24 protein-coding genes and 6 tRNA genes are annotated in these 25,590 nt (G+C 65.6%); 5 read left to right on the top strand and 25 right to left on the bottom strand.

Features of this window, described 5'->3' with window-relative positions:
- Window positions 1-103: 103 nt before the first annotated feature.
- Both ACUDP5_RS23410 and ACUDP5_RS23405 read right to left on the bottom strand, forming a co-directional pair.
- On the bottom strand, window positions 104-1,060 hold the full coding sequence (locus ACUDP5_RS23410; protein WP_263915836.1) for an IS110 family transposase: 957 nt from the start codon (window positions 1,058-1,060) through the stop codon (window positions 104-106).
- 339 nt (window positions 1,061-1,399) lie between these two features.
- Window positions 1,400-1,825 carry a hypothetical protein gene (locus tag ACUDP5_RS23405; RefSeq protein WP_263911282.1) on the bottom strand — a complete coding sequence of 142 codons (426 nt, stop codon included), beginning with the start codon at window positions 1,823-1,825 and terminating at the stop codon, window positions 1,400-1,402.
- Window positions 1,826-2,068: 243 nt separating this feature from the next.
- Between ACUDP5_RS23405 and ACUDP5_RS23400 the strand changes: the two genes are divergently transcribed.
- A complete protein-coding gene (locus ACUDP5_RS23400) occupies window positions 2,069-2,572 on the top strand; it encodes a peroxiredoxin (protein WP_263911283.1) in 504 nt (167 codons plus the stop codon).
- Between the two features lie 89 nt (window positions 2,573-2,661).
- On the top strand, window positions 2,662-4,215 hold the full coding sequence (locus ACUDP5_RS23395) for an MFS transporter (protein ID WP_445657314.1): 1,554 nt from the start codon (window positions 2,662-2,664) through the stop codon (window positions 4,213-4,215).
- A 91-nt stretch (window positions 4,216-4,306) separates the two neighbouring features.
- On the opposite strand, the gene ACUDP5_RS23390 is transcribed toward ACUDP5_RS23395, so the two are convergent.
- From ACUDP5_RS23390 to ACUDP5_RS23350, 9 genes are all read right to left on the bottom strand, one after another.
- Window positions 4,307-5,182: a DMT family transporter gene (locus ACUDP5_RS23390; protein WP_263911604.1), complete on the bottom strand. Its 876-nt coding sequence runs from the start codon at window positions 5,180-5,182 to the stop codon at window positions 4,307-4,309.
- On the bottom strand, window positions 5,179-6,270 hold the full coding sequence (gene bioB / locus ACUDP5_RS23385; protein ID WP_445657313.1) for a biotin synthase BioB: 1,092 nt from the start codon (window positions 6,268-6,270) through the stop codon (window positions 5,179-5,181). The genes ACUDP5_RS23390 and bioB overlap by 4 nt, the downstream gene beginning before the upstream one ends.
- A gap of 253 nt (window positions 6,271-6,523) precedes the next feature.
- The gene (locus ACUDP5_RS23380; RefSeq protein WP_445657312.1) at window positions 6,524-8,014 is read right to left on the bottom strand and encodes a PAS domain S-box protein; all 1,491 of its coding nucleotides are present in this window, start codon (window positions 8,012-8,014) and stop codon (window positions 6,524-6,526) included.
- Between the two features lie 228 nt (window positions 8,015-8,242).
- A tRNA-Asp gene (locus ACUDP5_RS23375) sits at window positions 8,243-8,319 on the bottom strand.
- 69 nt (window positions 8,320-8,388) lie between these two features.
- Window positions 8,389-8,464 (bottom strand) — tRNA-Glu (locus ACUDP5_RS23370).
- Between the two features lie 34 nt (window positions 8,465-8,498).
- Window positions 8,499-8,574: transfer RNA gene (locus ACUDP5_RS23365), tRNA-Ala, on the bottom strand.
- Window positions 8,575-8,678: 104 nt separating this feature from the next.
- Window positions 8,679-8,755 (bottom strand) — tRNA-Asp (locus tag ACUDP5_RS23360).
- Between the two features lie 62 nt (window positions 8,756-8,817).
- Window positions 8,818-8,893 (bottom strand) — tRNA-Glu (locus tag ACUDP5_RS23355).
- A gap of 31 nt (window positions 8,894-8,924) precedes the next feature.
- Window positions 8,925-9,000, bottom strand: a tRNA-Ala gene (locus ACUDP5_RS23350).
- Window positions 9,001-9,380: 380 nt separating this feature from the next.
- Between ACUDP5_RS23350 and ACUDP5_RS23345 the strand changes: the two genes are divergently transcribed.
- Window positions 9,381-10,436 (top strand): aldo/keto reductase, encoded by a 1,056-nt coding sequence (locus ACUDP5_RS23345; RefSeq protein WP_263911288.1) that lies wholly within the window; start codon window positions 9,381-9,383, stop codon window positions 10,434-10,436.
- A gap of 64 nt (window positions 10,437-10,500) precedes the next feature.
- Here ACUDP5_RS23345 and lnt read toward each other — a convergent pair whose 3' ends face one another.
- The 5 genes from lnt to miaB all read right to left on the bottom strand — a co-directional run bounded on the left by lnt (window position 10,501) and on the right by miaB (window position 16,101).
- Entirely contained in the window at window positions 10,501-12,135 is a 1,635-nt protein-coding gene (lnt, locus tag ACUDP5_RS23340) for an apolipoprotein N-acyltransferase (protein ID WP_263911289.1), read from the bottom strand.
- Window positions 12,132-13,022, bottom strand: a complete 891-nt coding sequence (locus ACUDP5_RS23335; protein ID WP_263911291.1) for an HlyC/CorC family transporter — start codon at window positions 13,020-13,022, stop codon at window positions 12,132-12,134. Before ACUDP5_RS23335 ends, lnt begins: the two co-directional genes overlap by 4 nt.
- Window positions 13,023-13,176: 154 nt before the next feature.
- The gene (gene ybeY, locus ACUDP5_RS23330; RefSeq protein WP_263911293.1) at window positions 13,177-13,650 is read right to left on the bottom strand and encodes an rRNA maturation RNase YbeY; all 474 of its coding nucleotides are present in this window, start codon (window positions 13,648-13,650) and stop codon (window positions 13,177-13,179) included.
- Window positions 13,640-14,665 (bottom strand): PhoH family protein, encoded by a 1,026-nt coding sequence (locus ACUDP5_RS23325; RefSeq protein ID WP_263911294.1) that lies wholly within the window; start codon window positions 14,663-14,665, stop codon window positions 13,640-13,642. The genes ybeY and ACUDP5_RS23325 overlap by 11 nt, the downstream gene beginning before the upstream one ends.
- Window positions 14,662-16,101, bottom strand: coding sequence for a tRNA (N6-isopentenyl adenosine(37)-C2)-methylthiotransferase MiaB (miaB, locus tag ACUDP5_RS23320; protein ID WP_445657311.1), 1,440 nt, complete (start codon window positions 16,099-16,101; stop codon window positions 14,662-14,664). The genes ACUDP5_RS23325 and miaB overlap by 4 nt, the downstream gene beginning before the upstream one ends.
- 166 nt (window positions 16,102-16,267) lie before the next feature.
- Between miaB and ACUDP5_RS23315 the strand changes: the two genes are divergently transcribed.
- Window positions 16,268-17,029, top strand: coding sequence for a phosphatase PAP2 family protein (locus ACUDP5_RS23315; protein ID WP_263911298.1), 762 nt, complete (start codon window positions 16,268-16,270; stop codon window positions 17,027-17,029).
- Here the strand turns inward: ACUDP5_RS23315 and ACUDP5_RS23310 are convergent.
- The 6 genes from ACUDP5_RS23310 to ACUDP5_RS23285 form a co-directional block, all read right to left on the bottom strand.
- The gene (locus ACUDP5_RS23310) at window positions 17,026-17,739 is read right to left on the bottom strand and encodes an alanyl-tRNA editing protein (RefSeq protein ID WP_445657310.1); all 714 of its coding nucleotides are present in this window, start codon (window positions 17,737-17,739) and stop codon (window positions 17,026-17,028) included. The genes ACUDP5_RS23315 and ACUDP5_RS23310 overlap by 4 nt on opposite strands.
- A gap of 100 nt (window positions 17,740-17,839) precedes the next feature.
- Window positions 17,840-18,517 (bottom strand): VOC family protein, encoded by a 678-nt coding sequence (locus ACUDP5_RS23305; RefSeq protein ID WP_263911301.1) that lies wholly within the window; start codon window positions 18,515-18,517, stop codon window positions 17,840-17,842.
- A gap of 328 nt (window positions 18,518-18,845) precedes the next feature.
- Window positions 18,846-19,244, bottom strand: a complete 399-nt coding sequence (locus tag ACUDP5_RS23300) for an MFS transporter (RefSeq protein WP_445657309.1) — start codon at window positions 19,242-19,244, stop codon at window positions 18,846-18,848.
- 89 nt (window positions 19,245-19,333) lie between these two features.
- Window positions 19,334-20,173 (bottom strand): MBL fold metallo-hydrolase, encoded by an 840-nt coding sequence (locus tag ACUDP5_RS23295; RefSeq protein WP_263911305.1) that lies wholly within the window; start codon window positions 20,171-20,173, stop codon window positions 19,334-19,336.
- A 21-nt stretch (window positions 20,174-20,194) separates the two neighbouring features.
- The gene (locus ACUDP5_RS23290; RefSeq protein ID WP_445657308.1) at window positions 20,195-20,521 is read right to left on the bottom strand and encodes a hypothetical protein; all 327 of its coding nucleotides are present in this window, start codon (window positions 20,519-20,521) and stop codon (window positions 20,195-20,197) included.
- Window positions 20,514-21,074, bottom strand: coding sequence for a sugar ABC transporter (locus tag ACUDP5_RS23285; RefSeq protein ID WP_445657307.1), 561 nt, complete (start codon window positions 21,072-21,074; stop codon window positions 20,514-20,516). The genes ACUDP5_RS23290 and ACUDP5_RS23285 overlap by 8 nt, the downstream gene beginning before the upstream one ends.
- A 158-nt stretch (window positions 21,075-21,232) precedes the next feature.
- On the opposite strand from ACUDP5_RS23285, the gene ACUDP5_RS23280 reads away from it, so the two are divergent.
- Complete coding sequence (locus ACUDP5_RS23280) at window positions 21,233-22,135, top strand: LysR substrate-binding domain-containing protein (protein WP_445657306.1); 903 nt, start codon at window positions 21,233-21,235, stop codon at window positions 22,133-22,135.
- A 119-nt stretch (window positions 22,136-22,254) separates the two neighbouring features.
- Here ACUDP5_RS23280 and secF read toward each other — a convergent pair whose 3' ends face one another.
- The 3 genes from secF to yajC all read right to left on the bottom strand — a co-directional run bounded on the left by secF (window position 22,255) and on the right by yajC (window position 25,575).
- Window positions 22,255-23,190, bottom strand: a complete 936-nt coding sequence (gene secF, locus ACUDP5_RS23275) for a protein translocase subunit SecF (protein ID WP_445657305.1) — start codon at window positions 23,188-23,190, stop codon at window positions 22,255-22,257.
- 51 nt (window positions 23,191-23,241) lie between these two features.
- Window positions 23,242-25,122, bottom strand: a complete 1,881-nt coding sequence (gene secD, locus ACUDP5_RS23270) for a protein translocase subunit SecD (protein ID WP_263911313.1) — start codon at window positions 25,120-25,122, stop codon at window positions 23,242-23,244.
- A gap of 111 nt (window positions 25,123-25,233) precedes the next feature.
- Window positions 25,234-25,575 carry a preprotein translocase subunit YajC gene (gene yajC, locus ACUDP5_RS23265; protein WP_006390891.1) on the bottom strand — a complete coding sequence of 114 codons (342 nt, stop codon included), beginning with the start codon at window positions 25,573-25,575 and terminating at the stop codon, window positions 25,234-25,236.
- Between the last annotated feature and the right edge of the window lie 15 nt (window positions 25,576-25,590).

The following is a 25,590-nucleotide window of genomic DNA, read 5'->3' as shown; positions in this document are numbered from 1 at the left end:
AGGGAGCCGCAGAAACTCACCTGTCTCTCGTGGAATGGTAGCTAACCATCCCAGGGCTCAAGATACAAGGGAGCCGAAGGCGTACGAGATTCTATGGTTTGGGTCAACCCATAACCGGCCGCAATTTCCCAGGATCGAAGGGCTGGCCGGTGCGCCAGACCCCGTAGGCGATGCGCAAGAGTTTGCGCGCGATCACCACCAGGGCTGCCGTTGAGGCCAGGCCGCGCGCCCGGAGCATGGCGTAGTAGTCTTTGAAGTAGATCGAACGCGCTGCCGAGCTGGCCGCGTTGTAGAGCAAGGTCCTAGCCGCCTTGTCACCCTGTTTGCTCAAGCGCCGCCGGCCGGTCTTTCTACCGGACTCGTTCGGCCTGGGGTCCAGCCCGCAGAAGGCCACCGCGGCATCGCTGCTGGCGAAGTGGATCCGGTTGAACAAGGTCGTCAGGGCAGCGCCATTGATCGGCCCGATGCCGCAAATGCCGGTCAGCAGGCTGTAGGTCTTGGCCCACTCACTGTCTGCCTTGATCGTGGCGATCAACTCCCGTTCAAGCTGTTCAGCCCACGAACTCAAGCTGGCCAGGGCCTTCTTCTGATGGCTGCTGGCGCAACCATGCCGCTGCGCGGACAGCCTCAACGAAGTGCCTACGCGCACCACCGTTGATCGAAGCGCCTGAAGCGACTTGGCCTGTTGCAGCTCTGGCGATATCGGCTCATAACGGTGCAATGTTGTACGCCGCTGCGCGATGTACTGCGCAATAACCTCGGCATCCAGGCGATCGGTCTTGCCCCGGTTGCCCAATGAGATGGCGTAATGATGCACATGGGTGGGGTTCAGAATGTAGACCTCAAACCCCCGTTCGTGCGCCGTACGGGCCAGCAGCTCCTGGTAGCCCCCGGTCGCCTCCATCGCGATCACGCTGCCGGCGGGCAAACGCTTGAGCCAACCGACGATGCTGGAACGATTGTTGGGCAGCACGCCCGCCACAATCTGCCCCTCATGCCCTGCAACTTGCAGCTCAAATTTACCGACATCGACCCCAATAAAGCAGACGGATGTTTGCATGATTGCTCTCCCTGCGATACGTTAAGTCCGCTGGGGTAGCCTCGCCTCGGGCGTTACCTTGCGATCAATCGGCGGTCCTGGCCGCTAGATTCCTTATCGACGCTGTGAGGCGGGGTGGGATGCTCTCGCTGTGGCAGTCCGGCTGCTACCGGCTGATGGATGAGGACGTCCCGTACCCCAGCGCCCTCCCCACTGCAGAGGGCGCACCTACACCATACAAGGATGAGGACGGGGCAGTCCGGAGCGAAGGCTCCGGACCGCAATCGTAGCCCCGCCCACCGCCTGCCCCCGGCGCTCCGGGCGGCATAAGAAATCAGCCCGAAGCCAGCAAAAACACCTCTACTTCTCAGCACTCTCCCCAGGCAACCCATCACTGACCTCAGCCAGAGCCGCCTTCATATCCTCATAGGAAATCACCCGCTCATTCTGAAAGCTGCCGAGCACCCCCCGGCAACCATCCACCCCCGAGCGTTTCATTTCTTCCATCATCGTCGTCCCATCAGAAAGCCCCTTCTGATAAAGCCCGTCGTACCCCGAAGCAGAAAACCCATATTCCTTGGCATAGCGTTCAAGGTTCTTGCGGGACGTTGCCTCGTGCTGCGCCAGGTCCGGTTCAGACGCCCCGCAAGCCCGGGCGGCGCCGTTGGACGCGCCCGCCGCCACCACGAACGATTCAAATTGCGCCTGCTCCGCCGCATCCGGAGCGGCCCAGGCCGAGGTGGCCGCGGCCATCATCCAGGCCAGGCCGATCAGCAACTTACGCATCGATATCCCTCCACAAAGCGCCCCCGCGCGGCAGCGCGCCAGGGTCATTGATCACAGTCACATTATGGCAACGATGCACGTTGCATGCAGTTTCATCCAGCGTGTGGAGTCGTTTCAGACTGTGCTTCTTTTTTTCTCATTCAGCCCAACCCGCCTGCAGCCTCTGCGCGCAGGAACTATGATGGCGGGTGTGGGGCGCCTTGCCCCAATGCAACACCCCCATCACCTACTGGAGATCTCCCCATGACCATCAAAGTCGGCGACCGCGTGCCCGATGGCACCCTGACCGAATTCATCGAAACCGAAAGCGAAGGCTGCTCCCTCGGCCCCAACGCCTTCCAGGTCGCCGACCTGACCCGTGGCAAGACCATCGCCCTGTTCGCCTTGCCCGGCGCCTTCACCCCCACCTGCTCCGCCAAGCACCTGCCGGGCTACGTCGAGCAAGCCGCCGCCCTCAAGGCCAAAGGCGTCGACGAAATCTGGTGCGTGTCCGTCAACGACGCCTTCGTCATGGGCGCCTGGGGCCGTGAACAAAAGACCGAAGGCAAGGTTCGCATGCTCGCCGACGGTTCCGCCCTGTGGACCAAGGCCCTGGGCCTGGAACTCGACCTCATCCAGCGCGGCATGGGCGTGCGCTCGCAGCGCTACTCCGCCCTCATCGTCGACGGCGTGGTCAAGCAGCTGAACATCGAAGGCCCTGGCAAGTTCGAAGTCAGCGACGCCGCCACCCTGCTGTCGCAGGTCTGATGTTCCCCGCGTCGTCTCGTTTCACTGCTTAACGCGCGGGCCGCTCCGGCGGCTCGCCGCGCTACCGCCAGCAGCGGTTGCCCAACGCCATGCTCGCTACCCTCTCCTCGTTTTCCTCGCTGTATTTCGCGACCTTGCTGATGCTCATCGGCACTGGTCTCTTCAACACCTACATGGGGTTGAGGCTCACTGCGCAGTCCGTCAGCGAAATCTGGATCGGCACCCTCATCGCCGGCTACTACCTGGGACTGGTGTGCGGCGCCCGGCTGGGGCACAAACTCATCATCCGCGTCGGCCACATCCGCGCCTTCGTCGCCTGTGCGGCCATTGCCACCAGCATGATCCTGGCCCAGACGCTGGTCGACTCCATGCCGCTGTGGCTGGTGTTCCGCGTCATCTCGGGCATCGTCATGGTGACCGAATTCATGGTCATCGAAAGCTGGCTCAACGAACAGACCGAAAACCACCAGCGCGGACGCGTCTTCTCCGTCTACATGGTGGTGTCCGGCCTGGGCACCGTGCTGGGCCAGCTGGCCCTCACCGCCTATGCCACGCTCGACCTGCGGCCCCTCACCCTGGTGGCCATGTGCCTGGTGCTGTGCCTCGTGCCCATTGCCGTCACCGCGCGCTCGCACCCGCCCACGCCGCTGCCGGCCCCGCTCGACATCCGCTTCTTCCTGCGGCGCGTGCCGCTGTCCATGACCGTGCTGTTCGTGGCCGGCAACCTGTCCGGCGCCTTCTACGGCCTGGCCGCCGTGTACGGCGCCAAGCATGGCCTGTCCACCTCGCAAGCCGCCATCTTCGTCGCCGCCGCCGTCACGGCCGGTCTCTTGTCGCAGTGGCCCATGGGCTGGCTGTCCGACCGCATCAACCGCGCCGGCCTGATCCGCTTCAACGCCCTGTTGCTCGTCGTGCTGCCCACCGTCATGTGGGGCTGGCTGACCTTGCCGTATTGGGCCCTGGTAGCCATGTCCTGCATCTTCGGCATCCTGCAGTTCACCCTGTACCCCCTGGGCGCCGCCTTTGCCAACGACCACGTCGAATCCGAGCGCCGCGTCAGCCTGTCGGCCGTCCTGCTCATGACCTACGGCGTGGGCGCCTGCGTCGGCCCCATGATCGCGGGCCTGTTGATGTCGCTGGCCGGGCCCAGCATGTACTACGTCTTCATCTCCGCCTGCGCCCTGATCCTGGTGTGGCAGGTGCGGCCCACCCGCGTCACCGGCGCGCACCAGGTCGACGAGGCCCCGGTGCACTTCGTGCCTATGCCGGACACGCTGCAAAGCTCGCCCGCCGCCGCGGTGCTCGATCCGCGGGTCGACGTCGAAAACGACCTCAATATCGAAATGGTCCAGCCCGATCCGTCGGCGGCGGCCGCGCCGGTCGAAGGGGCAGGGGCGGTCGATCCCCCCATCACCGAGCCGGCGGCGCCGGCGGCCGACGCGGGGGCCGGCGAATCGGCAGCGCAACCTGCCGTGGAACTGGCTGCCGACCCCGCAGCCGACCCGGTCGAACCCGCTGCCGCATTGCCTCCGATTGCCGGCGTGGTCTCGAACCCCGCGCCGACGCCTGCGCAGGAGCCGGATGCCAGCGACGCCGAACGGGATCAGGCCGAGGCCGCGCGGGGCCAGCGCACTGGCACGTGAGCCAGGCGGGGCCGTGCCGGTATTCAGGACCCGGCGCGGGTCCAGCCAGGATCGCTACATACCAGCGCATCCTGACCGCCAGCACCGCACGTCACCAGGGGGCCATCAGCACGATGGCCGCCAATGCCAGCGCCAGCCCCAGGCCGTTCCAGCGGCTCAGCGGCTCGCGAAACACCAGGGCGCCGACCAGCGTGCCCAGCGTGATCACCCCCATGTTCATGGACGCGAACACCAGCGCAGGATGCTCGGGCAGCGCCTGGTGGGCGCGGATATAGGTCAGGATGTTGGCGAAGTTCAGCCCGCCCAGCGCCACGCCCGCCACCAGATGGCGCGGCGCCCAGGCCACGCGGCGCCACAGCAGGTAGGCCAGCGTCAGCACACCCGCCAGCGTGAAGGCCAACAGCAGGCCGCCCGCGAACGCCGTGCCGGCGCGCGCCATCTGCTTGAACAGGATGTCCACCAGGCCATAGGCCACCCACACCGCCAGCGGCCACAGCCACAGGGCGTGACGGTCGGCCATGCTCGATGCCGGTGCGTCGGCCCTGGCTGTCGTCCGGCGCAGCAGGAAGAACAACGCGCCGAACGCCAGTGCGATCGCGCCCAGCTTGCGGGCGGTGACGGGCTCGCCGAACAGCAGGAACGCCGCCAGCAGCGGAATGAACAGCGACAGCCGCTGTGCCGCGTCGCTGCGCACCACGCCGGCGTGGCGCACGGCCAGCGCCATCGCCATGAAGCCGCTGGGCAGCAGTATGCCCAGTGCCGCCAGCACCCGCCACGGCGTCTGCGGCGTCAGCAACGCGGCCGGGTCGGGCCGCAGCACCAGCCAGGAGAGCAGGGCGGCCACGGCGTAGTTCGCCAGGACGGCCTGGCGCACGTCCACCTGCCAGCGCCGCGCCAGCTTGAGCAGCGCGGCCACGCCGACGCTGCAGGCCACGCTGGCCAGCAGGTAGAACAGGCCCGGCGTCAGCGGCATGCCGGGGCGTCGTGCGCGCCGGGGTGGGCGCAGTCATGGGAATGCGTGTGGGCAGGGGCCGCGTGCAGGTCCTGGTGCGCGTGCGAGTGGTTATGCGTGCCCGCGTCGATGCGCATGCCCAGGCGTTGCAGCAGGCGCTGGTCGGCCTCCATGCGCGGGTTGCCCGTGGTCAGCAGCACGTCGCCGTAGAACATCGAATTGGCGCCCGCCATGAAGCACAGCGCCTGCATCGCGTCGTCCATGGCCTCGCGGCCGGCCGACAGGCGCACCATGGCGCGCGGCATCGTGATGCGCGCCACCGCGATGGTGCGCACGAACTCGAACGGGTCCAGCGCCTCGACGTCGGCCAGCGGCGTGCCTTCGACCCGCATCAGATTGTTGATCGGCACCGACTCGGGGTAGGGCTCCATGTTGGCCAACTGCGCGATCAGGCCGGCGCGCTCCTGGCGCGACTCGCCCATGCCGACGATGCCGCCGCAGCAGACGTTGATGCCTGCGCCGCGCACGCGTTCCAGCGTGTCCAGGCGGTCCTGGTAGGTGCGGGTGGTGACGATCTTGCCGTAGAACTCCGGCGACGTGTCCAGGTTGTGGTTGTAGTAGTCCAGCCCCGCGTCCTTGAGCTGTTCGGCCTGGCCTTCGCGCAGCATGCCCAGCGTGACGCAGGTTTCCAGGCCCAGCGCCTTGACCGCGCTGACCATCTCCGCCACGGTTTCCAGGTGGTGCGGCTTGGGGCTGCGCCAGGCGGCGCCCATGCAGAAGCGCTGTGCGCCGCCGGCTTGCGCGGCGCGAGCCGCGGCCAGCACCTCGTCAAGCGGCATCAGCTTTTCCGCTTCCAGGCCCGTGTCGTAGCGCGAGGACTGCGAGCAGTAGCCGCAATCTTCGGGACAGCCGCCGGTCTTGATCGACAGCAGGCTGGACAGCTGGATGCCGTTCGGGTCGAAGTGGGCGCGGTGCGTCTGTTGTGCGCGGTGCACCAGGTCCATGAACGGCAGCGCGTAGAGCGCCATCACGGCCTCGCGACTCCAGGCGGGCGGGGGCAGCGTCTTGGACGGCTTGGGAACGGGGACGTAGGCGGTCTGCATGAACGGACTCTCCAGAGGGGCTTGCGGGGATCGCGCCGCTCGCCGGGGGACGGCGGCTTGATCGGCGGATCGTAAGAAGCTGCGCAGGGTTTGCGCAATCTGGCGTCGGTTCTGTTTTTTAGCAGGGCGTTCGCCCCGTTTTTGAGGGGGATGGCGCTTTTTGCGGGGGTGCCGGCGCGAACGCGGCGGCATCTTCGCGCAGGCGCACCCCCCGATTATTTTGATTCAATTTGTAAGTTCTGGCTGAATGGGCTCAGGCCTTGCCCGCTTTGCCCCGCGGGCGGGGCTTTTCGTAGCCGGTAATGCCGCGGTCGCGCGCCCAGACGATGGCCGCGCTGCGCCGGTGCACGCCGATCTTGCTGTAGATGGTCGCCACGTGATTGCGCACCGTATTGCGTGACAGCCGCAGATGCTTGGCAATGCCGTCGTCATCGAGCCCCTGGCACAGCAGGCTGAGCACCTCGCGTTCGCGCGAGGTCAATTGCGCCAGTTCGGCCACGTCGCGGGCGGCGGGGGCAGGCGCTCGCAACTGCGCCAGCTTTTCGATGATGCCGCGGCTGAACCAAGAGGTGTCCTGCATCACCGCTTCGATCGCGGTCAGCAGCTCGGTCTCGTTGCGCTTGCGCTCGCTGATGTCCTGCATCACCAGCAGCACGCGGCGTTCGTCGCTGATCATGACTGGCTCGGCCGATACCAGGCAGTCCAGTTCGCTGCCATCGGCCGCGACCAGCTTGGCGTCGCGGTTGCGCACGCTTTCGCCGCGGGCCAGGCTCTCGGCCATGCCTTCGAAGGGGCGCAGCCCCAGCGCCGTCAGTTCCTGGCCGGCGGCGTCCGCGGAGGATGTGCCGGTGACCAGGGCAAAGGCGTCGTTGATGTCCAGTGCGCGCAGCGACTCGCCTTCGCACAGCGCCATGGGCACGGGCGCCAGGCGGAACGCCTTGGAAAAGCGCTCTTCGCTCTGTTGCAGCGCCTCTTCGGCGCGCTTGCGCTTTTCCAGGTCGATGAAGGTGAACAGCATGCAGGGCTCGTCATGCATGTCGATCGGCTGGCCAGCCACGATGACGAACTTGGCGCCGCCGTCGGTGAGCCTCAGCACGCCTTCGCGCTGGGTGATGGTCAGGCCCGCATTCAGCTTGGCCACCGCGTCGTCCTTGTTGTCGCCGCCGTCGAGCACGTCCAGTTCGTAGGCGGACTTGCCCAGCACCGCATCGCGGGTCAGGCCGGTCATGTCCAGGAAACCCTGGTTCACTTTCACGTAACGCAGGTCGGACAGCCGGCAGATCAGGGCCGGGGCCGGGTTGGCGCCGAAGGTGCGTTCGAAGCGCTGTTCGGCATTGAACTGCCCGGTCTGGTCGTCCAGGATCAGCACGCGATAGTCGCTGCCGTCGCCTTCGAGCAAGAGGCCGCGCGCCCGGATGTTGCGCAGGAAATCGGCGTCGTCCCTGCGCGTCAGGTCCAATTGCAGGTCGTCGAACGGGTCGGCTGCGGCCAGGCGGTCCAGCGGATAGTGCCGGGCGGGTACGCGGTGATGATTGCGGTAGGTCAGCGCGAAGCGTTTGCGGTAGCCGGCGGGCGTCTGGCCCAGGCCTTGCAGGGTGTCGACGCCGTGCAGCGTCAGGGCGCTGTCGTTGGCCCAGGCGATGGCGCCGTCGGGCTCGATCAGGATGATGCCTTCGTTCAGGCCTGCGATGATGCGTTGCAGGTGTTGGCGGTGCGCGTGAGGAGCGGCATTGCTTGCGGTCACGTAAGCCTCTTTGCTTGGCTGGCACAAGCGCACAGGATGCGTTGGCAAGGCCAGCCTGTCCAGAGGATAAACGGACGAGACACACAAGGGAAAGGGTGCAGGGCCATCGGCCGCAGCAAACAAAAAAGCTCCGGAATCCGGAGCTTTTGGCGGGCGCCTTCTGGCGCATTGCAGGGGTACCCCTGCGGAACAACTGGGTCTCGCGATGCGAGACAAGCACAAAGTGCTTGGCGGAGCGGACGGGGCTCGAACCCGCGACCCCCGGCGTGACAGGCCGGTATTCTAACCAACTGAACTACCGCTCCGCAGCGGCGTACTCGACTTGCGCAACACACTGCTTGTCAGGCAGCTTGGTCAAACATGCCAGAGCGAACTGGCGTCCCCTAGGGGATTCGAACCCCTGTACTCACCGTGAAAGGGTGATGTCCTAGGCCTCTAGACGAAGGGGACCTGAACGGAACTACTGTACTGCGAACTGCTTTACTGGTGGAGGTAAGCGGGATCGAACCGCTGACCTCTTGCATGCCATGCAAGCGCTCTCCCAGCTGAGCTATACCCCCCAGAAGTCCCTGCTGTTTCCACTTTCAAACAACAAGGCTTACACCTTATAAATGCAAAAAGCTCCCGGAACGGAGCTCTTGAACGGCACTGCGTAGAGCAAACTTGGCGGAGCGGACGGGACTCGAACCCGCGACCCCCGGCGTGACAGGCCGGTATTCTAACCAACTGAACTACCGCTCCGCAGCGGCATACTCAACTACTGTGACACTTCAACTGCATTCACATACTGCTGCCAGTAAGACTGGCGTCCCCTAGGGGATTCGAACCCCTGTACTCACCGTGAAAGGGTGATGTCCTAGGCCTCTAGACGAAGGGGACTTGGACCTGCACAAACTTCTTCGCTTTGGACTGGTGGAGGTAAGCGGGATCGAACCGCTGACCTCTTGCATGCCATGCAAGCGCTCTCCCAGCTGAGCTATACCCCCTGGTCACAACCGGCTCTAAAATCCTTCAACGTTTTCACGATTTCTGGCGCTTTTCAGTGCCGTTTTTCGTGGTTCGTTGCCGGTTTTGTTTAGTGCCGTTGGCGAAGAAACGAGATTATGCACGAACTAAATTGGGTGTGCAAGTCAGTGTGATGCAAAAAATGAAAAAGTTGAGGGGTTTTTTGATTCAAGGGGACGCATGAACGCCCGCGAGGCCCCGAACCATGCGCATCAGCGCTTGCCCGCCGCGTTCGGAAAAGCCGGCGCTCGCCGACAGGATCGCCGGAAAATCAAAGGCTTGGCTGAGTGCTATCGTGGATGCCAGGGGCCAGCGGTGTCCGGCCCGCCATGATGTCTTGCCGGCAGGAGATTTTTTTCGCATGAGCACAACGACTTCTTTTCCGACGCGTCCGTTGGGGCGCAGCGACATGTCCATCACCCGCATCGGGTTGGGCGCATGGGCCATGGGCGGCAATGATTGGGCGATCGGCTGGGGGCCGCAGGACGACACGGATTCGATCGCGGCCATCCGCCTGGCGGTCGACCGCGGCATCAACTGGATCGATACCGCCGCGGTCTACGGGCTGGGGCATTCCGAGGAAATCGTGGGGCGCGCGCTGGCGCAGATGAGCCCGGGCGAACGGCCCTATGTGTTCACCAAGTGCGGCCTGACGTGGTCCGCCGACCAGCGCCAGGCGACGCCGCGCCGCAACGGTGCGCCGGCCAGCATCCGTCGCGAAATCGAAGGCTCGCTGCGCCGCCTGGGCGTCGAGCGCATCGATCTCTACCAGATGCACTGGCCGGCCGGCGACGGCACGCCGCTCGAAGCCTATTGGCAGGAACTGCTCGACCTCAAGCAGGCGGGCAAGGTGCGCGCGGTGGGCTTGTCGAACCACAACCTGGCGCAATTGCAGGACGCAGAAGCGCTGGGCCACGTGGATTCGCTGCAACCGCCGTTTTCCGCCATCCAGCGCGGCGCCGCCGCCGACGTGATTCCCTGGTGCGCGCAGAACGGCACCGGCGTCATCGTCTACAGCCCGATGCAATCGGGATTGCTCAGCGGCGGCTTCACCGCCGAGCGCGCACAGGCCCTGCGCCAGGACGATTGGCGTTCGCGCAACGCCGAGTTCAAGGCGCCCAATCTGTCGCGCAACCTGGCCCTGGCCGAAGCCTTGAAGCCCATTGCCGAACGCCACGGCGCCACGCAGGCTGCCGTGGCCATCGCCTGGACGCTGGCGTGGCCGGGCGTCACGGGCGCCATCGTCGGGGCGCGCAGCGCGGCGCAGGTCGATGGCGTGGTGGGGGCCGCCGAACTGGAACTGGATACCGACGACATGGCGCGTATCGCCAATGCCATCGAACTGACCGGCGCGGGCTTCGGGCCGCTGCGTCCGGAAGACGACAGCGGCGCCTTGCCGGCCAATCTGTTTGCGTGAAGGGCGCGCTGGGCCCGGGCGGTGCCGGGCCTGTCAGCGAAGACGGACGAACGCCGCGGTGGCGTCAGGCGCGCCGCGTGCGGCGGCCGCTGCCGAAGGCGGCGATCAGCGCCAGGCCGATCAGCGCCAGCGCCGACTTGTCGCCAAAGCGCGCGTAAGGCGTCAGCCCCGCCATGCCCTGCACCACGACCGGCAGCACGCCCGGCTGCAACGGCGCCAACTGGGCCGCGACATGGCCCTTGGCGTCGATGGCCGCGGTAATGCCGGTGTTGGTGGCGGTCAGCATGGGGCGGGCGGTTTCGAGGGTGCGCAGGCGTCCGATCTGCAAGTGCTGGCGCAAGGCCCAGGAATCACCGAACCAGCCCAGGTTGCTGACGTTGACCAGGATGGTCGCGCCCGGTTCACCGTTGGGACCCGGCTGCAGCGCGGGCAGCAGGTCGGGGCCGAACAGGTCTTCGTAGCAGATGTTGAAGGCGATGTGCTGCCCCCCCACGGCGAATGGGGTCTGGCGCGCGGGGCCGCGGTCGAAGTCGCCCAGCGGGATGTTCAGCATGTCGACGAACCAGTGAAAGCCCGGCGGCACGTATTCGCCCCAGGGCACCAGATGGCGCTTGTCGTAGCGCATGGCGGTGGCGCCGCCCACTAGCTGCGTGGCCGGCGTCTGGCCGTCAAAGCCCAGCACGCTGTTGGTGTAGCGGTCACGGCCGGCTACCACGTCGTGCACCGGCACGCCCATCGCGATCACGGCGTTCTGCCGCGCCGCCACCTGGCGCCAGACGTCCCAGATGCGAGGATCGAGCTGGTCCTGGAAGACCGGCATCACCGTTTCCGGCAGGATGATCATCTGCGGCGCGGGCACGCCCGGCGCGGGCGGCAAGGCCGCCAGTTCCAGGTGGCGCCGGATGCTTTGATCCAGCAGCGCGGGGTCGAATTTCTGCGATTGCCCGATGTTGCCCTGGACCAGGCGCACGTTCAGCGGCTCGCCGCTGGGGGCGGACCAATCGATGCGCGACAGCGGCCAGCCCGCGGCCACCAGCGCCAGCGCCACGCCGGCGGCCAGCGCACGGCGGCCGTCGCGGGCCTGCTTGCGGTCGCTCGCCTGACGCCACAGGCTGGCGATGGCGGCGGCGGCGAACGCCGACACGAACGCCATGCCGTGCACGCCCAGCAGCGGCGCCCAGCCGGCGATGGGGCTGTCGACCTGGGCATAGCCGATATTCAGCCACGGAAAGCCGGTGAGCAGCACCGCGCGGACCCATTCGAAGCCGGCCCATAGCGCGCCCCAGGCCAGCGTGCCGGACAGCACACGCGCAGGCGTGGAATCGTGTGCCAGCGGCACATAGCGGCGCGCCAGCGCGCCGGCCGTGGCGGGAAACAGCGCCAGGAAGGCTGACAACGCCAGCACGGCGGCCACGGCCAACGGCGCGGCCAGGTCGCCGTAGCGGTGCAGGCTGATGAAGATCCAGTACAGGCCCAGCGCGTACGTCACGAAGCTGAACCACCAGCCGCGCGTCCAGGCCTGGCGGGCCGTGGGGGCGTACAGGGTGACGCGGGCGGCTATCGCCAGCGCCAGGATCTGCGTGATGGCCAATGCCCAATCGGGCAGCGGGCCGGGTGCGAAGGTCAGGGCATGGACGGCGCCCGCCAGCGTCAGGCCGGCGGCGCCGCGCAGGAGCCGGCTGCGAGTGCTGCGGGTCATGCGTTGTCGGCGGGGGAGGCGTTGTGCGCGGCGGCGTTGCGCTTGACGCGCAGCCAGATGGCGCGGCGCGCGTCGCCGCGGGCCACTTCCAGCTTCAGGCCGTCGAATTCGGCGGTGTCGCCACGGCGCGGGATGCGGCCCAGTTGGCCGCCCATCCAGCCGCCGACGCTGTCGTATTCATCGTCGGGCAGTTGGCAGCCGAACACCTCGTTGAAGTGCGAGATGTCGGTAGCGGCAAGCACGCGCCACTGGTTTTCGCCCTCGGGGAAGATCGAGTCTTCTTCGGTTTCGTCGAATTCGTCTTCGATGTCCCCGACGATCTGTTCGAGCACGTCTTCCATCGTGACCAGGCCGGAGATGCCGCCGTGCTCGTCGATGACGATGGCCTGGTGGTTGCGGCTGGCGCGAAACTCGTGCAGCAGCACGTTCAGGCGCTTGGATTCGGGAATGAACACGGCCGGGCGCACCAGCGTGCGCACTTCGATGCCGGGTTCCAGCATGCAGCGCAGCAGGTCTTTGGCCAGCAGGATGCCGATGATGTTGTCGCGGTCGCCTTCGTACACGGGGAACCGCGAATGCGCGGTTTCGATCACCGAGGCCACCAGGTAAGGGATGGGCTGCGTGACGTCGAGCAGGTCCATGCGCGAACGCGGAACCATGATGTCGCCGACGGTGCCCTCGGACACGGCCAGCGCGCCCTTGATCATCTTGTAGGACTCCGCGTCCAGCAGGTTGCGGTCGTGGGCGGCTTCCAGGATGGCCTTGATGCCTTCACGGTCCTCGGGCTCGCGGCGCACAAGGGAAAGCAGGCGGTCTAGAAGGGATTTGGTGGCGGGTTTGGCTGAGCGAACAGGCGTCGCTTCGGGAGCAGGGTAAGGGTCAGACATCGTCCGGGAGGACAAGTTATGGAGGGGCCAGCATAACCGAATCTGGTGTCCGATTTGTAACGCCAGCCTCGAAAATAGGGGTAACCGACGCGATCTGCGCCTTGTAGGACGCCATTTCGCGCCGATTTGTCAGGGTTGACCCCAGGCCGCGGAATCAGACGGGCAGATAGGGATCAGCGATGCCCATGCGGGCCAGCGTGGCGGTTTCCAGCGCTTCCATGCGGCGGGCATCGCGCGCCTTGATGTGGTCGTAGCCCAGCGAATGCAGCACGCCGTGCAGGGTCAGGTGGGCGGCGTGGTCCAGCAGCGCCTTGCGCTGTTCACGGGCCTCGCGCACCAGCACCGGCACGCACATCACGATATCGCCACGCGCCACGCCCAGCGGGTCCACGCCGTACTCGAACGTCAGCACGTTGGTGGCGTAGTCGCGCTGGCGGAAATCGCGATTCAGGCGGCGGCCCTCGGCGGCGCCCACCAGCCGCAGGCTGAGTTCGGCGGCCGAGAACTGGACCAGGCCGTCTTCGGCTGCGGCCGCCAGCGCCCGCTCGGCCCAGCGGCGCAGGCGCCAGCGGGGCAGGCGGGGTTCTTCGACCCCGTACTGGACGGAAAGGGACAGCTCAGGCGTCATTTTCGGAAGCGCGGTCGTAGGCGTCGACGATGCGGGCCACCAGGGGGTGGCGCACCACGTCCCGGCTGGTGAAACGGGTGGTGGCGATGCCCTGCACGTCATGCAGCACCTTGACCGCGTGCGCCAGGCCGCTGTCCTGCCCGCGTGGCAGGTCCACCTGCGAGGGGTCGCCGGTGATGACGGCCTTGCTGCCGAAGCCGATGCGGGTCAGGAACATTTTCATCTGTTCCGGCGTGGTGTTCTGCGCCTCGTCCAGGATGACGAAGGCGTGGTTCAGCGTGCGGCCGCGCATGTAGGCCAGCGGCGCGATCTCGATGGTCTGCTTCTCGAACAGGCGCTGCACCTTTTCAAAGCCCATCAGGTCGTACAGCGCGTCGTACAGCGGGCGCAGGTAGGGGTCGACCTTTTGCGCCAGGTCGCCGGGCAGGAAACCCAGGCGTTCGCCAGCCTCGACCGCCGGGCGCGTCAGCACCAGGCGCTGCACGGTGTCGCGTTCCATCGCGTCGATGGCGCAGGCCACCGCCAGCCAGGTCTTGCCGGTGCCGGCCGGCCCCACGCCGAAGGTGATGTCGTGCTTGAGGATGTTGTTCAGGTAGTCGCGCTGGCGCGGCGTGCGCGGGCGCAGGTCGCTGCGCTTGGTGCGCAGGGCGATGCCGTCGCTTTCGTCGTCCAGCGCGGGCAGCGGGTCGGCCTCGTGGGCCGGCGATTCCTGCAGCTTGTCTTCCTGGCGGCCCACGCCGATTTCGACCAGCCCCAGCTGGATGTCGTCGACCGACAGGGCGCGGTGCACGGCCTGCTCGTGAAAGCGCCGCAGGACGCGTCCGGCCAGCTCGGCGCGTTCGCCTTCGATGGTGACGCGGCTGCCGCGGCGCGACAGCTTCACGCCCATGCCGTCGGCCAGTTGGCGCAGGTTTTCGTCCAGCGGGCCGCACAGATTGGCCAGGTGGGTGTTGTCGCCGTCCAGGGTGACGATGGCGGGCATGCTGCGGCGGGCGCGGGGGCGGGAAGTGGTCATTCGGCCTCTTGGGGATCGCGGTCGACGTCAGCCACCCGGGCGCGCAGCGAATTGGTGTGCGCTTCGGTGATGATGACGTCGACCATTTGTCCGATGAGCCGCGCGGGCGCGGCGAAATTGACGATGCGGTTGTTCTCGGTGCGGCCCATCAGTTCGTTGGGATCGCGGCGCGAGGGGCCTTCGACCAGCAGGCGCTGGCGCGTGCCGACCATGTTGCGGGCGATGGTGGCCGCCTGCTCGTTGATCAGCGCCTGCAGGCGCTGCAGGCGGCGCAGCTTCACGTCTTGCGGCGTGTCGTCGTGCAGGTCGGCCGCCGGCGTGCCGGGACGGCGCGAGTAGACAAACGAGAACGAGGTATCAAAGCCCACGTCCTCGATCAGCTTCATGGTCTTTTCGAAGTCTTCCTCGGTTTCGCCCGGGAAGCCGACGATGAAGTCCGACGACAGCGTGAGGTCGGGGCGCGCCGCGCGCAGGCGCCGCACCACCGATTTGAATTCCAGCGTGGTGTAGCCGCGCTTCATGGCCGCCAGCACGCGGTCGCTGCCGGCCTGCACCGGCAGGTGCAGGAACGACACCAGCTTGGGCAGGCGGGCGTAGGCGTCCACCATGCGCTGGGTCATTTCCTTGGGGTGCGAGGTCGTGTAGCGGATGCGTTCGATGCCGGGGATCTCGTGCACGTATTCCAGCAGCATGGCGAAATCGGCGATCTCGTCGCTGTCGGCCATGCGGCCGCGGTAGGCGTTAACGTTCTGGCCCAGCAGCGTCACTTCCTTGACGCCCTGGTCGGCCAGGTCGGCCACTTCGATCAGCACGTCGTCGAACGGGCGCGAGACTTCTTCGCCGCGCGTGTAGGGCACGACGCAGAAGCTGCAGTACTTGCTACAGCCTTCCATGATGGACACGAAGGCGGTGGCGCCGTCGACGCGCGGGGGCGGCATGTTGTCGAACTTCTCGATTTCCGGGAAGCTGATGTCGACCTGCGAACGGCCTTGTTCGCGGCGGCGCTTGATCAGGTCGGGCAGGCGGTGCAGGGTCTGCGGGCCGAACACCACGTCCACATAGGGCGCGCGCTTGACGATGGCCTCGCCTTCCTGGCTGGCCACACAGCCGCCCACGCCGATCACCAGGTTCGGATTGGTCTTTTTCAGGTGCTGCACGCGGCCCAGATCGGAGAAGACCTTTTCCTGGGCCTTTTCGCGTACCGAACAGGTGTTGAACAGGATGACGTCGGCGTCTTCCGGGTTGTCGGTCAGTTCCAGCCCCTGGTCGCCGCGCAGCACGTCGGCCATCTTGTCCGAGTCGTACTCGTTCATCTGGCAGCCGAAGGTGCGGATGTACAGCTTGCGGGGCGCGCCGCTGGCGGCATCGGGGGACAGGGCGGCGGCGGGGGCGCCGTCGGGCGCGGCGTGCGCGCGCTTGAGGGAAGTTTCTTGCATGTTGGTCGCCGTGACGGGTGTAGATCCCGGGGGCTGAAGAAGGGAAAGGCGGAATTTTACCCCTTGCTGCAAATTTCCTTCTTGGATTGGTCACCCGGGGCCGTTACGATAGCTGGCCTTCGCCGATTCCCTTTCCGATAATAATTATCTTTACACCTCCGGTCCGATGACGCCGAACCCTCTCATGCCTCCCGTGGGTGCGCCTGCGGCCGCTGCCCCGGCTGCCGCGGCGGACGAATTCCGCAATCCGCTGTCTACCCGCGCGTGGTTGGCCGCGGGCCTGTTGCTGGCGCTGGCCGCCGGTGCCAGCGCCCTGTGGATCGACCTGCCGTTGGCGATCTGGATCCGGCAGTCGGTCAGCGATGGCGTCAACCAATCGTTCGAATGGATCGGCGAACTGGGCGAAAGCGGCCGCTACATCGGCGTGGCGCTGGCGTTCTATATCGTGGGCCTGGTCGGCCTGGCGCGCGGCTGGCGCAACCCGGTGCGCATGAGCTTTGCCAGCATGGCGCGCGGCAGCCTGCTGATGCTGTCCACCATGGCGGTGGGCGGGCTGATCGTGCTGATCCTCAAGCGCTCGGTGGCGCGGGCCCGGCCCGAGCTGTTCTTCGAAAAAGGCATCTACGGGCTGGGCGAGTCGTTCTCGCGCGCCCAGCAGTTCAATTCCTTTCCGTCCAGCCACACCTACGCGGCCTTTGCCGTGGCCGTGGTGCTGGGCATCCTGGCGCCGCGCTGGCGCTGGGCGTTCCTGTCGCTGGGAGCGCTGGTCGCCGTCAGCCGCCTGGTCAACCTGGACCACTACCTGTCCGACGTCATGACCGCCGCCGGCATCGCCATCGCCGTCGGGCACCTGCTGGCCCCGCGCATCCTGAGCAGCCGCTACCAGTGGCCGCTGCGCGCGCCGTGGCGCTGGTGGAAAAAAGCCTAGGCGAATGCCACGACCACGCGCCGGTTGGTGCGGCTTTTCTTTTCGATCTTGGTTACCGTGATGGGGCCGATTTCGCCCGTGTTGGCCACGTGCGTGCCGCCGCAAGGCTGGCGGTCCACGCCGGGGATCTCGATGATGCGGATGCGGGCGGTGCCGGCGGGCGGGGCGGCGCCCACCGTGCGCACCAGGTCGGGCTGGGCGGCCAGTTCCTCGGGCGTGATGGCGTTGACGGCCACGTCGGTGCGGGCGTTGATCAGCGCGTTCAGGCGTTCGGTCAGGTCGGTCTTGTCCAGCGTGGATTCGGGCAGGTCGAAGTCGATGCGTGCCGAGTCGGGCGAGATGCTGCAGCCGGTGACGGGCGCCGGCACCAGCGACCCCAGCAAGTGCAGACAGGTATGCAGGCGCATCAGCTTGTGGCGGCGCGCCCAGTCGATGGCGACGGTGACGCGGTCGCCCACTTGCGGCTGTGCGCCGCCTTCGACGGGCACGTGCAGGATGCGGCTGCGATCATCGGCGTAGACCGTGTCGGCCAGCGCCAGCACCTGGCCGTCCGGCAAGGTCAGCGTGCCGCTGTCGCCGGCCTGGCCGCCGCTGCGGGCGTAGCAGACGGTCTGGTCCAGTTCGATGCCTTCGGGGGTGACGGCGGTGACCGTGGCCTCGCAGTGCTGCAGGTAGGGTTCGTCGTCAAAGCGCTTGATGGGGGCGGTCATGGGGTGTCTCCGGGGGGGCTTCGTGTAATCGAGGCTGGCGGTCGGCCTCAAGCCCGTTCAATCGGGCCGTGGCGGCGTCAGGCCGTAGCTTCGGTCGTGTTCAGGTCAGGGTTTTCGTACCCAGGGCCGTGTCGATCGTGGCGGCAAGGCGCGGCGGACCGTCGGCCTGCTCGACCGTGATCAGATGATCCGCGCCCAGCCACGCCAGCCCTTGGCGCAGCAGCGCTGCGTGCGGATGAGTGCCGGTAAGCGATCGCAGCGTGAGCGGCTGGCGCGGCAGGCTGACGCCGGGATAGGCATTCACGTCCCATTGGATCAGGGTGGGCAGAAGGCCGTCGCCGGCGGCCAGGCCGTTTTCGCGCCAGGCCGGCAGGCTGCCGTCGTCAGGCACTGTGAGCCGCCAACGCAGGTCGCCGCGCGTCATGGCAATGGCGGGCGCGAGGCGGTCCGGATGACGAGCTTGCCAATCGGTCAGGTCATCGGGCGCCTGGATGCGCGCGGCCCAGTGCGCCAGGAAGGGGCCTTCGGCCAGGCGTGCGCGCATGGCAGGCTGGTCCAGCCCAAACCAGCGGGGCCGCTCGGGCGCGGGTGCGTCCGGATCAATGGCGATCACTTCCAGGTATACGCCGTCGGCCATGCCCAGCACCCGGTTATGGGTGCCCATGCGCGGATGCGCTCCGCCGCCCGTGGGCGTGATGCCCAGCAGGTCGGCCACGTAGCGCGTGCCGCTGGCCAGGTCGGCGGCAGCGACGACAAGATGATCAATGACGGGTTTCATGGACGCCTATGGTATCGAATCCCGGCGCATCCATACCTCTGCAGCGGGGCGGGGGAAGTCTGCCTTGGCGGTTAGCGCGGTCGCATCATTCAAGCCAAGATCGTACAAGACATTCAGCGTACCGACGTTCGGCATGACTTCTGTTCCGGTCAGGCCCCCTCATTCACCTACCCATGAAGTCCTGCGCCCAGGAACCCGGGACGCTGCGTCTGTCAGAGCAGCCAGGCGATTCCCAGTCCCACGGCCATCGCACCGACCCAGGCGGTATTGGCCAGGCCCGTCATTTCCAGACTGACGCCGCCCAGCAGCGAACCCAGCAGGCCCGTCATCAGCACCATCCACGGCAACGACGGCGCCGATGCCGCCCCGCCAGTTGGGTTGCCACGCTGGAGGCTACGGCGAGAAATACCCCATGGCCCAGGCCCGAGGCGAAACGTGCCATCAGCATGGGCGTCAGTGCGTCGGACAGGCTGACGACTGCGTTGCCCAGCGTGAACAGCCCCATTGCCACCAGCAGTAGCCGCTTGCGCGGCCAGCGGGTCGCCAGTGCGGTCAGACCCGGCGCACCAATCACTGCGCCCAGCGCACAGGCCGTGACCGCCGTGCCGACCTGGCTGACGCTGGCATGCAGATCCGCGGAAATGGTGGACACCAGGCCGATCGTGACGAACTCGGTAAAGCCGAGGGCGAACGCGCATAGCGTGAAGATGTAGATGACGAAAGGCATACTTTCTGTTTGATCGCTGGCAGCCAGCGCCGTGGGATCATTGATCTCATTTCCCACTGCTGGCTGGTCCAGAAGATCTCTACCGGCTGCTAAGCCTCATAGAAAATCTCGTAGCGCGTACCTTTGCGCTTGATGTGCCCGAATCCGAGTTCGCCAAGGTGCATGCCGGCGACGAGGATCTTGTCCGAGCTGACAAAATCCAACATCTTTGACCGTGTTTCGGCGGAAAGAAGCGGATCTTGGTCGAACGCGATGGAGACGTCGGGACGAGCAATCTGGATGTGGGGGAAATGAACGATATCCCCCCAGACCAGCAGGCTGCGACCATTGGAATCGAGGCGATACCCGGAGTGTCCTGCGGTGTGCCCCAGAAGGGGCACCGCACGAATGCCAGGGAGCACGTCGCTAGCGGTAAACGTGCGTGTCTTCTCCCGATACCGATCGAACACCTTCCGAGCAAACAGAAAGTTGCCACGCGCACGCTCACTCGCTCGACCGAGATTGCCATCGTCCTCCCAGAAAGAAACCTCACGCTGGTGGACGACCAACTCTGCATCGGGAAAGGCTGCTTGCCCTGACGAGTCAAGCAGCCCCCCAACATGGTCGGGATGTGCATGGGTCAGAAGAATGGTGTCAATGTCAGCGGGTTGCACGCCAGCAAGCGCGAGATTCGCCTTTAGCTTGCCGCCCCACTGCTTGAAACCGCCCGCCCCCGCATCGATGAGGATCGTGCGGCCCATTCCACGGACCAGGTAACAGTTGATGTGGATCGAGGAGGGGGCGCTCACGCCGGCGTCCTGCTGCAACCTGGACGCCTGCGCAGGATCGATGTTGGAGAGAAGATCCAGACTTGCGCAAAGGTATCCGTCACTGATGGCGGTAATCGAAAACTCGCCGATCTGCTGGCTTGGAAATTTCATGTCGTTCATTGCGGCACTCCTTGCGCGTCGTCAGTTCCGCGCATAGATGGCGGGGGGCGAATAGCCGAAGCAACGGATGCGCGCCGTGAGTCCGGTATGGCGCGTCACGGCCTCATCCAATCCCGCCGTGAAGGCGTTCATGACCGAGGGCGTTCTGAATGGCTCCAGGCGGTACCTGATTTCCACATAAGCAGGATGCCCGCGTCCTTGGCGAGCGCAGACATAGATGACATGCACGTTGTCCAACGCTGCCTGGAGGACGTCCGTGCAAAGCCGAGTGCATTCTTCAGTGAGCTCCGCCAGATTCGCTTCGCGCGGCATCATTTCCGCCTGGATGGAGATCGTCAGGTTAGGCATGTCGGATTTGCCCTTGCGTTTGCGGCACTGCGCCCCTGCCATTCGTCAACTGCGCGGTCATCGGGGCATAGCGGTGCACGCCCTTTGGAAGGGTATCTGCACCAAGACTGATGGAGCTATCCAGCTTCGCCAGCCACCTGTTTTCAGGACACTTCTCCAATGCGACGGCCCGGATCTGCGCAGGCGTGAGTCCCATTTCGATGAGTGGCTCGGGGCCGACTGCGCTCACCATGAGATGGTCGCCTTCGCCGATGGCAGGCGCACGTTCAAGGCCGCCGTAGAGATTTCGGTGCCAATCGGTAATGTTCTGCTGCCAGCGTGCGAAGTTGCCGCCGCCCCTCTGGCGGTACTCATCGCCCTGCAGGACAGCCAGGCCGTCGATCGAATGCATGGCAAGGTAGACGGGGCAACCAGCGTTCAACGCCTTGAATCGCTGCGAGGTATGGAACCCGCTTACTGAAATGAGCGCGGGCAGTTTGTCCTGGCTGTAGAAATCATTCCACGCTGCTTCGCTGGCTGGGTCGGCATAGCTGCACTCGACGGTATAGATCATGGGATCACTCATCACCGAAACGCTCGCGCGTTCGGTCCTATTGGTTGATGTTTGATCATGGTAGGGCTTGGTATTTAGTGGATAAAGCGATTTTTCGGTATTCTTCAGTGATAAAAAATCAAGCTAAACCGAACGCTCGCGTCCAACCAGGAATGTTCATGCGAAAGAAGATCCCCAGCAGCACGGCACTGACGGCATTCGAGGCAGCTGCGCGCCATGGCAGCTTCGCGCGCGCGGCAGAGGAACTGTCTCTGACTGAAGGAGCCATCAGTCGCCAGATCGGTCGGCTGGAAGCCTTCCTCGGCGTCACGCTGTTCGAGCGTGTCGGCAATCGTGTCCGACTCCTGCCCAACGGGGAGCGCTACGCGGCCCAAGTTCGCGAATCGCTTGACCGCCTGGATCGGGACAGTCAGTACCTGATGGGGCAGCCGAACGACGGCGCGAGCCTGGACATCGCCACCATCCCGACTTTCGCGATGCGATGGCTCATCCCTCGCTTGGCACGATTCCAGCAAAAGCACCCGAACATCACTGTGCATTTGGCCGAGCGCATGGACCCCTTCGTCCTGGCTGGGAGCGGATTCGATGCCGCAATCCATTTCGAGCATCCAGCTTGGGCGGGCATGCGAACTCACCCCCTTTTGCATGAAGTGCTGGTTCCGGTTTGCCATCCTGGACTGCTGGCAGGGCACGAACGATCCGTCGCACTGGACGAATTACCGCGCCTGCACCGACGACAGAATCCTGAAGCGTGGCAACACTACTCCCAGGAGACGGGAATCCCGTTGACCCATCCTGCAATGGGTGCACGCTACGATCTTCACGGAATGTTGATAGAAGCCGCATTGGCCGGCCTCGGTGTTGCGCTAGTGCCGCGCCTCTACGTTGAAACCGAACTGGCGCGGGGAAACCTGGTCGCCCCCTGGCCAGAGGGGAAAACCACTTCCAAGACCTTCTGCCTCATCCTCCCCGAGCCCATCGGATTGAGCAGAGCGCCAATACAAGCCTTTGGTCAATGGCTGCTCGACGAAGCGCAGAAGGGAACACCGGTGGGTGCGTAGGAATGTCCTTTCCCTCGTGTCATCAGGGGGCATTCTCTGCATCATCCCGGCTACGTCAGTCGTGGTGAAATAAAAAAACCCGCCGCAATGCGACGGGTTTTTCTGGCGAGGGCGAAAGATCAGGCGGTTTCGCCTTCTTCGCCTTCTTTCTTGACCGGCTTGACCAGGTCTTCGCGCTTGACGCCCATCCACATGGCCAGCGCGGCGGCGACGAACACCGACGAGTAGATGCCGAACCAGATGCCGATGGTCAGGGCCATGGCGAAGTAGTGCAGGGTGGGGCCGCCGAAGAACAGCATGGCCAGCACCATCATCTGGGTCGAGCCGTGGGTGATGATGGTGCGCGAGATGGTCTGCGTGATGGCGCTGTTGATGACCTCGTGCACGTCCGCCTTGCGGTACTTGCGGAAGTTCTCGCGGATCCGGTCCATGATGACCACGGATTCGTTCACCGAGTAGCCCAGCACCGCCAGCACGCCCGCCAGCACCGACAGCGAGAATTCCCACTGGAAAAAGGCGAAGAAGCCCAGGATGATCACCACGTCGTGCAGGTTGGCGATCACGCCGGCGACGGCGAACTTCCATTCGAAGCGAAAGCCCAGGTACACCATGATGCCGATGACCACGACCAGCAGCGCCATCAGGCCGTTGTGCAGCAGTTCCTGGCCCACCTGCGGGCCCACGAACTCGACCCGGCGCAATTCCACGCCCTGGTCCGCGGTCTTCAGGGCGGCCATGACGGTTTCGCTCTGGGTGGCGGACGTCTGGCCTTCCTGCAGGGGCAGGCGGATCATGACGTCGTGCGAGGTGCCGAAGTTCTGCACCTGGAAGTCGGTGTAGCCCAGCTTGGAGACCACGCCGCGTACGTTTTCAAGCTGCGCCGTCTGGGCGTAGTTGACTTCCATGACCGTGCCGCCGGTGAATTCGATCGACAGGTGAAAGCCGCGCGTGAGAATGAAGAAGACCGCCGCCACGAAGGTGACGAGGCTGATGATGTTCAGCACCAGCGCGTGGCGCATGAACGGGATGGTGCGGTGAATCCGGAAAAATTCCATTTTTTGCCCTGGCTTGTCGGTGGCGGGCGGCGTGGCCGCCCGCACTCATGTTCAGTTGGTCTTCGGCTTCCAGACTTCGCCGATGGAAATCGACGTGAGCTTCTTCTTGCGGCCATACCAGAGGTTGGCCAGCGCGCGCACGCCCACGACGGACGAGAACATCGAGGTCAGGATGCCCAGGCAATGCACCACCGCGAAGCCGCGGATGGGACCGGAACCGAATGCCAGCAGGGCCAGGCCGACAATCAGCGTGGTGAGGTTGGAGTCGAGAATGGTGCCCCACGCGCGTTCGAACCCTTGGTGGATCGCCTGTTGTGGCGACGCCCCGGCGCGCAGTTCTTCCCGTATCCGCTCGTTGATCAGCACGTTCGAGTCGATGGCCATGCCCAGTGTCAGCGCGATAGCCGCGATGCCCGGCAGCGTCAGCGTGGCCTGCAGCATCGAGAGCAGGGCCAGCAGCAGCAGCACGTTCAGGGTCAGGCCGACGGTGGAGAACACGCCGAACAGGTGGTAGTAGAGGATGATGAAGACGGCGATGGCCAGGAAGCCGTACAGCGTCGAATGGAAGCCCTTCGAGATGTTGTCGGCGCCCAGGCTCGGGCCGATGGTGCGTTCTTCGATGATCGACATCGGTGCGGCCAGCGCGCCGGCGCGCAGCAGCAGGGCGGTGTCGGCGGCTTCTTCCGAGCTCATGCTGCCCGAGATCTGCACCTGGCCGCCGGCGATTTCGCTGCGGATGACCGGGGCCGTCACGACTTCGCCCTTGCCGTTCTCGAACAGCAGGATGGCCATGCGCTTGTTGATGTTGTCGCGGGTGACGTCGCGGAAGATGCGGGCGCCCTTGGAATCGAGCGTCAGGTGCACGGCGGCCTGCTGGGTCTGCGAGTCGCGGCCGGGCTGGGCATCCTGCAGGTTTTCACCGGTCAGGATGACCTGGCGGCGTACCAGGATGGGGCGACCGTCACGGTCGGAATAGCGTTCCAGGCCGAAGGGCACCGAGCCGCCCAGCAGCGCGGCTTGCGCGGCGGGGGAGTCGTCGACCATGCGGATTTCCAGCGTGGCGGTGCGGCCCAGCAGTTCCTTGGCCTTGGCCACGTCCTGCACGCCGGGCAGCTGCACCACGATGCGGTCCGAACCCTGTTGCTGGATGACCGGTTCGGCCACGCCCAGTTCGTTGATCCGGTTGTGCAGCGTGTTGATGTTCTGCTTCAGGGCCGAGTCCTGCACGCGGGTGACCGCGGCCGGGTTCAGCGCGCCGAGCAGCAGCAGCTTGCCGTTTTCTTCGCTTTCGGTGAATTCCAGGTCAGGCAGGCGGGTGCGCAGCGTCGAGATGGCGCGGTCGCGGTCCTGCGAGTTGGCGAAGGTGGCGGCCACGCCCATGCCCGAGCGTTCGACGCCGGCCACGTTGACCTTCTGGTCGCGCAGCACCGAGCGCACGTCGGCGGCCAGGGAATCGTAGCGGGCGGTCAGGGCGCCCTGCATGTCCACTTGCAGCAGGAAGTGCACGCCGCCGCGCAGGTCCAGGCCCAGGTACATGGGCTTGGGGGCGAACCAGCCCATCGCGCGCATCCAGGTGGGCGACGCGGGCAACAGGTTCAGCGCCACGGTGTAGTGGGGGTCGCCCGGGATGGTATTGAGGGACTTGTCGATCAGGTCGCGCGCCTGCAGTTGCAGGTCGGTCGACGTGAAGCGGGCGCGCACGGTGCCGAGCGTGCCGTTCTGTTCGTAGTACACCCCTTCGTTGGGGATCTTGGCATCGGCCAGTACCTGCTCGACCCGGCTCAGCATGGCCGTATCCACCTTGATGGTGGCCTTGGCGCTGGAAACCTGGACGGCGGGGGACTCGCCGTAGAAATTGGGAAGCGTATAGAGCAGGCCAATAAAGACCGCAATCAGGACCGTAATGTACTTCCAGAGGGGATAGCGGTTCATTGCCGGCTACTTCATGTAAGAGTGATGAAAGGGCCGCCCGGGCGACGGGCGCGGCGGGCGGCGGAGCGGCGCCGCCGAACCCTGGGGCCCGGCGGCGCTCCTATGGGACGCTTACAGGGCCTTGATGGTTCCCTTGGGCAGAACGGTCGAGACCGACGACTTCTGCATGATGATCTCGACCGGCTTGTCGGCCAGTTCGGACACTTCGACGGTGACGTAGCTGTCGTTCACCTTGGTGACCTTGCCCAGCATGCCGCCGGCGGTGACGACTTCGTCGCCCTTGGCGAGGGCGGCGATCAGATTGCGGTGTTCCTTCTGGCGCTTCATCTGGGGACGGATCATCAGGAAGTAGAGGATCACGAACATCAGGATGATGGGCAGCATGCCCATCAGCGCGTTGCCTTCGGGGGCTGCCTGGGCCACGACGAGGCTGGCGGTATCGATAGCGGACATGTAATTCTCCTGCGT

This window comes from Achromobacter sp. NCFB-sbj8-Ac1-l, assembly GCF_052695805.1.
Note: the sequence above shows the minus strand (reverse complement) of the source record. Positions and strands in the feature narration are given on the sequence as shown.

Excerpts from the sequence above, each read along its gene's own strand:
- ACUDP5_RS23295 (WP_263911305.1), bottom strand. The coding sequence starts at position 20,173 with ATGAACGACATGAAATTTCCAAGCCAGCAGATCGGCGAGTTTTCGATT.
- ACUDP5_RS23395 (WP_445657314.1), top strand. The coding sequence starts at position 2,662 with ATGCTCGCTACCCTCTCCTCGTTTTCCTCGCTGTATTTCGCGACCTTG.
- ACUDP5_RS23405 (WP_263911282.1), bottom strand. The coding sequence starts at position 1,825 with ATGCGTAAGTTGCTGATCGGCCTGGCCTGGATGATGGCCGCGGCCACC.
- ACUDP5_RS23335 (WP_263911291.1), bottom strand. The coding sequence starts at position 13,022 with ATGTCTGACCCTTACCCTGCTCCCGAAGCGACGCCTGTTCGCTCAGCC.
- ACUDP5_RS23400 (WP_263911283.1), top strand. The coding sequence starts at position 2,069 with ATGACCATCAAAGTCGGCGACCGCGTGCCCGATGGCACCCTGACCGAA.
- bioB (WP_445657313.1), bottom strand. The coding sequence starts at position 6,270 with ATGCAGACCGCCTACGTCCCCGTTCCCAAGCCGTCCAAGACGCTGCCC.
- ACUDP5_RS23325 (WP_263911294.1), bottom strand. The coding sequence starts at position 14,665 with ATGACCACTTCCCGCCCCCGCGCCCGCCGCAGCATGCCCGCCATCGTC.
- ACUDP5_RS23285 (WP_445657307.1), bottom strand. The coding sequence starts at position 21,074 with ATGATCTATACCGTCGAGTGCAGCTATGCCGACCCAGCCAGCGAAGCA.
- secF (WP_445657305.1), bottom strand. The coding sequence starts at position 23,190 with ATGGAATTTTTCCGGATTCACCGCACCATCCCGTTCATGCGCCACGCG.
- ACUDP5_RS23315 (WP_263911298.1), top strand. The coding sequence starts at position 16,268 with ATGACGCCGAACCCTCTCATGCCTCCCGTGGGTGCGCCTGCGGCCGCT.
- ACUDP5_RS23345 (WP_263911288.1), top strand. The coding sequence starts at position 9,381 with ATGAGCACAACGACTTCTTTTCCGACGCGTCCGTTGGGGCGCAGCGAC.
- ACUDP5_RS23290 (WP_445657308.1), bottom strand. The coding sequence starts at position 20,521 with ATGCCTAACCTGACGATCTCCATCCAGGCGGAAATGATGCCGCGCGAA.
- miaB (WP_445657311.1), bottom strand. The coding sequence starts at position 16,101 with ATGCAAGAAACTTCCCTCAAGCGCGCGCACGCCGCGCCCGACGGCGCC.
- yajC (WP_006390891.1), bottom strand. The coding sequence starts at position 25,575 with ATGTCCGCTATCGATACCGCCAGCCTCGTCGTGGCCCAGGCAGCCCCC.
- secD (WP_263911313.1), bottom strand. The coding sequence starts at position 25,122 with ATGAACCGCTATCCCCTCTGGAAGTACATTACGGTCCTGATTGCGGTC.
- ACUDP5_RS23410 (WP_263915836.1), bottom strand. The coding sequence starts at position 1,060 with ATGCAAACATCCGTCTGCTTTATTGGGGTCGATGTCGGTAAATTTGAG.
- ACUDP5_RS23300 (WP_445657309.1), bottom strand. The coding sequence starts at position 19,244 with ATGCCTTTCGTCATCTACATCTTCACGCTATGCGCGTTCGCCCTCGGC.
- ACUDP5_RS23305 (WP_263911301.1), bottom strand. The coding sequence starts at position 18,517 with ATGAAACCCGTCATTGATCATCTTGTCGTCGCTGCCGCCGACCTGGCC.
- ACUDP5_RS23310 (WP_445657310.1), bottom strand. The coding sequence starts at position 17,739 with ATGACCGCCCCCATCAAGCGCTTTGACGACGAACCCTACCTGCAGCAC.
- ybeY (WP_263911293.1), bottom strand. The coding sequence starts at position 13,650 with ATGACGCCTGAGCTGTCCCTTTCCGTCCAGTACGGGGTCGAAGAACCC.
- lnt (WP_263911289.1), bottom strand. The coding sequence starts at position 12,135 with ATGACCCGCAGCACTCGCAGCCGGCTCCTGCGCGGCGCCGCCGGCCTG.
- ACUDP5_RS23280 (WP_445657306.1), top strand. The coding sequence starts at position 21,233 with ATGCGAAAGAAGATCCCCAGCAGCACGGCACTGACGGCATTCGAGGCA.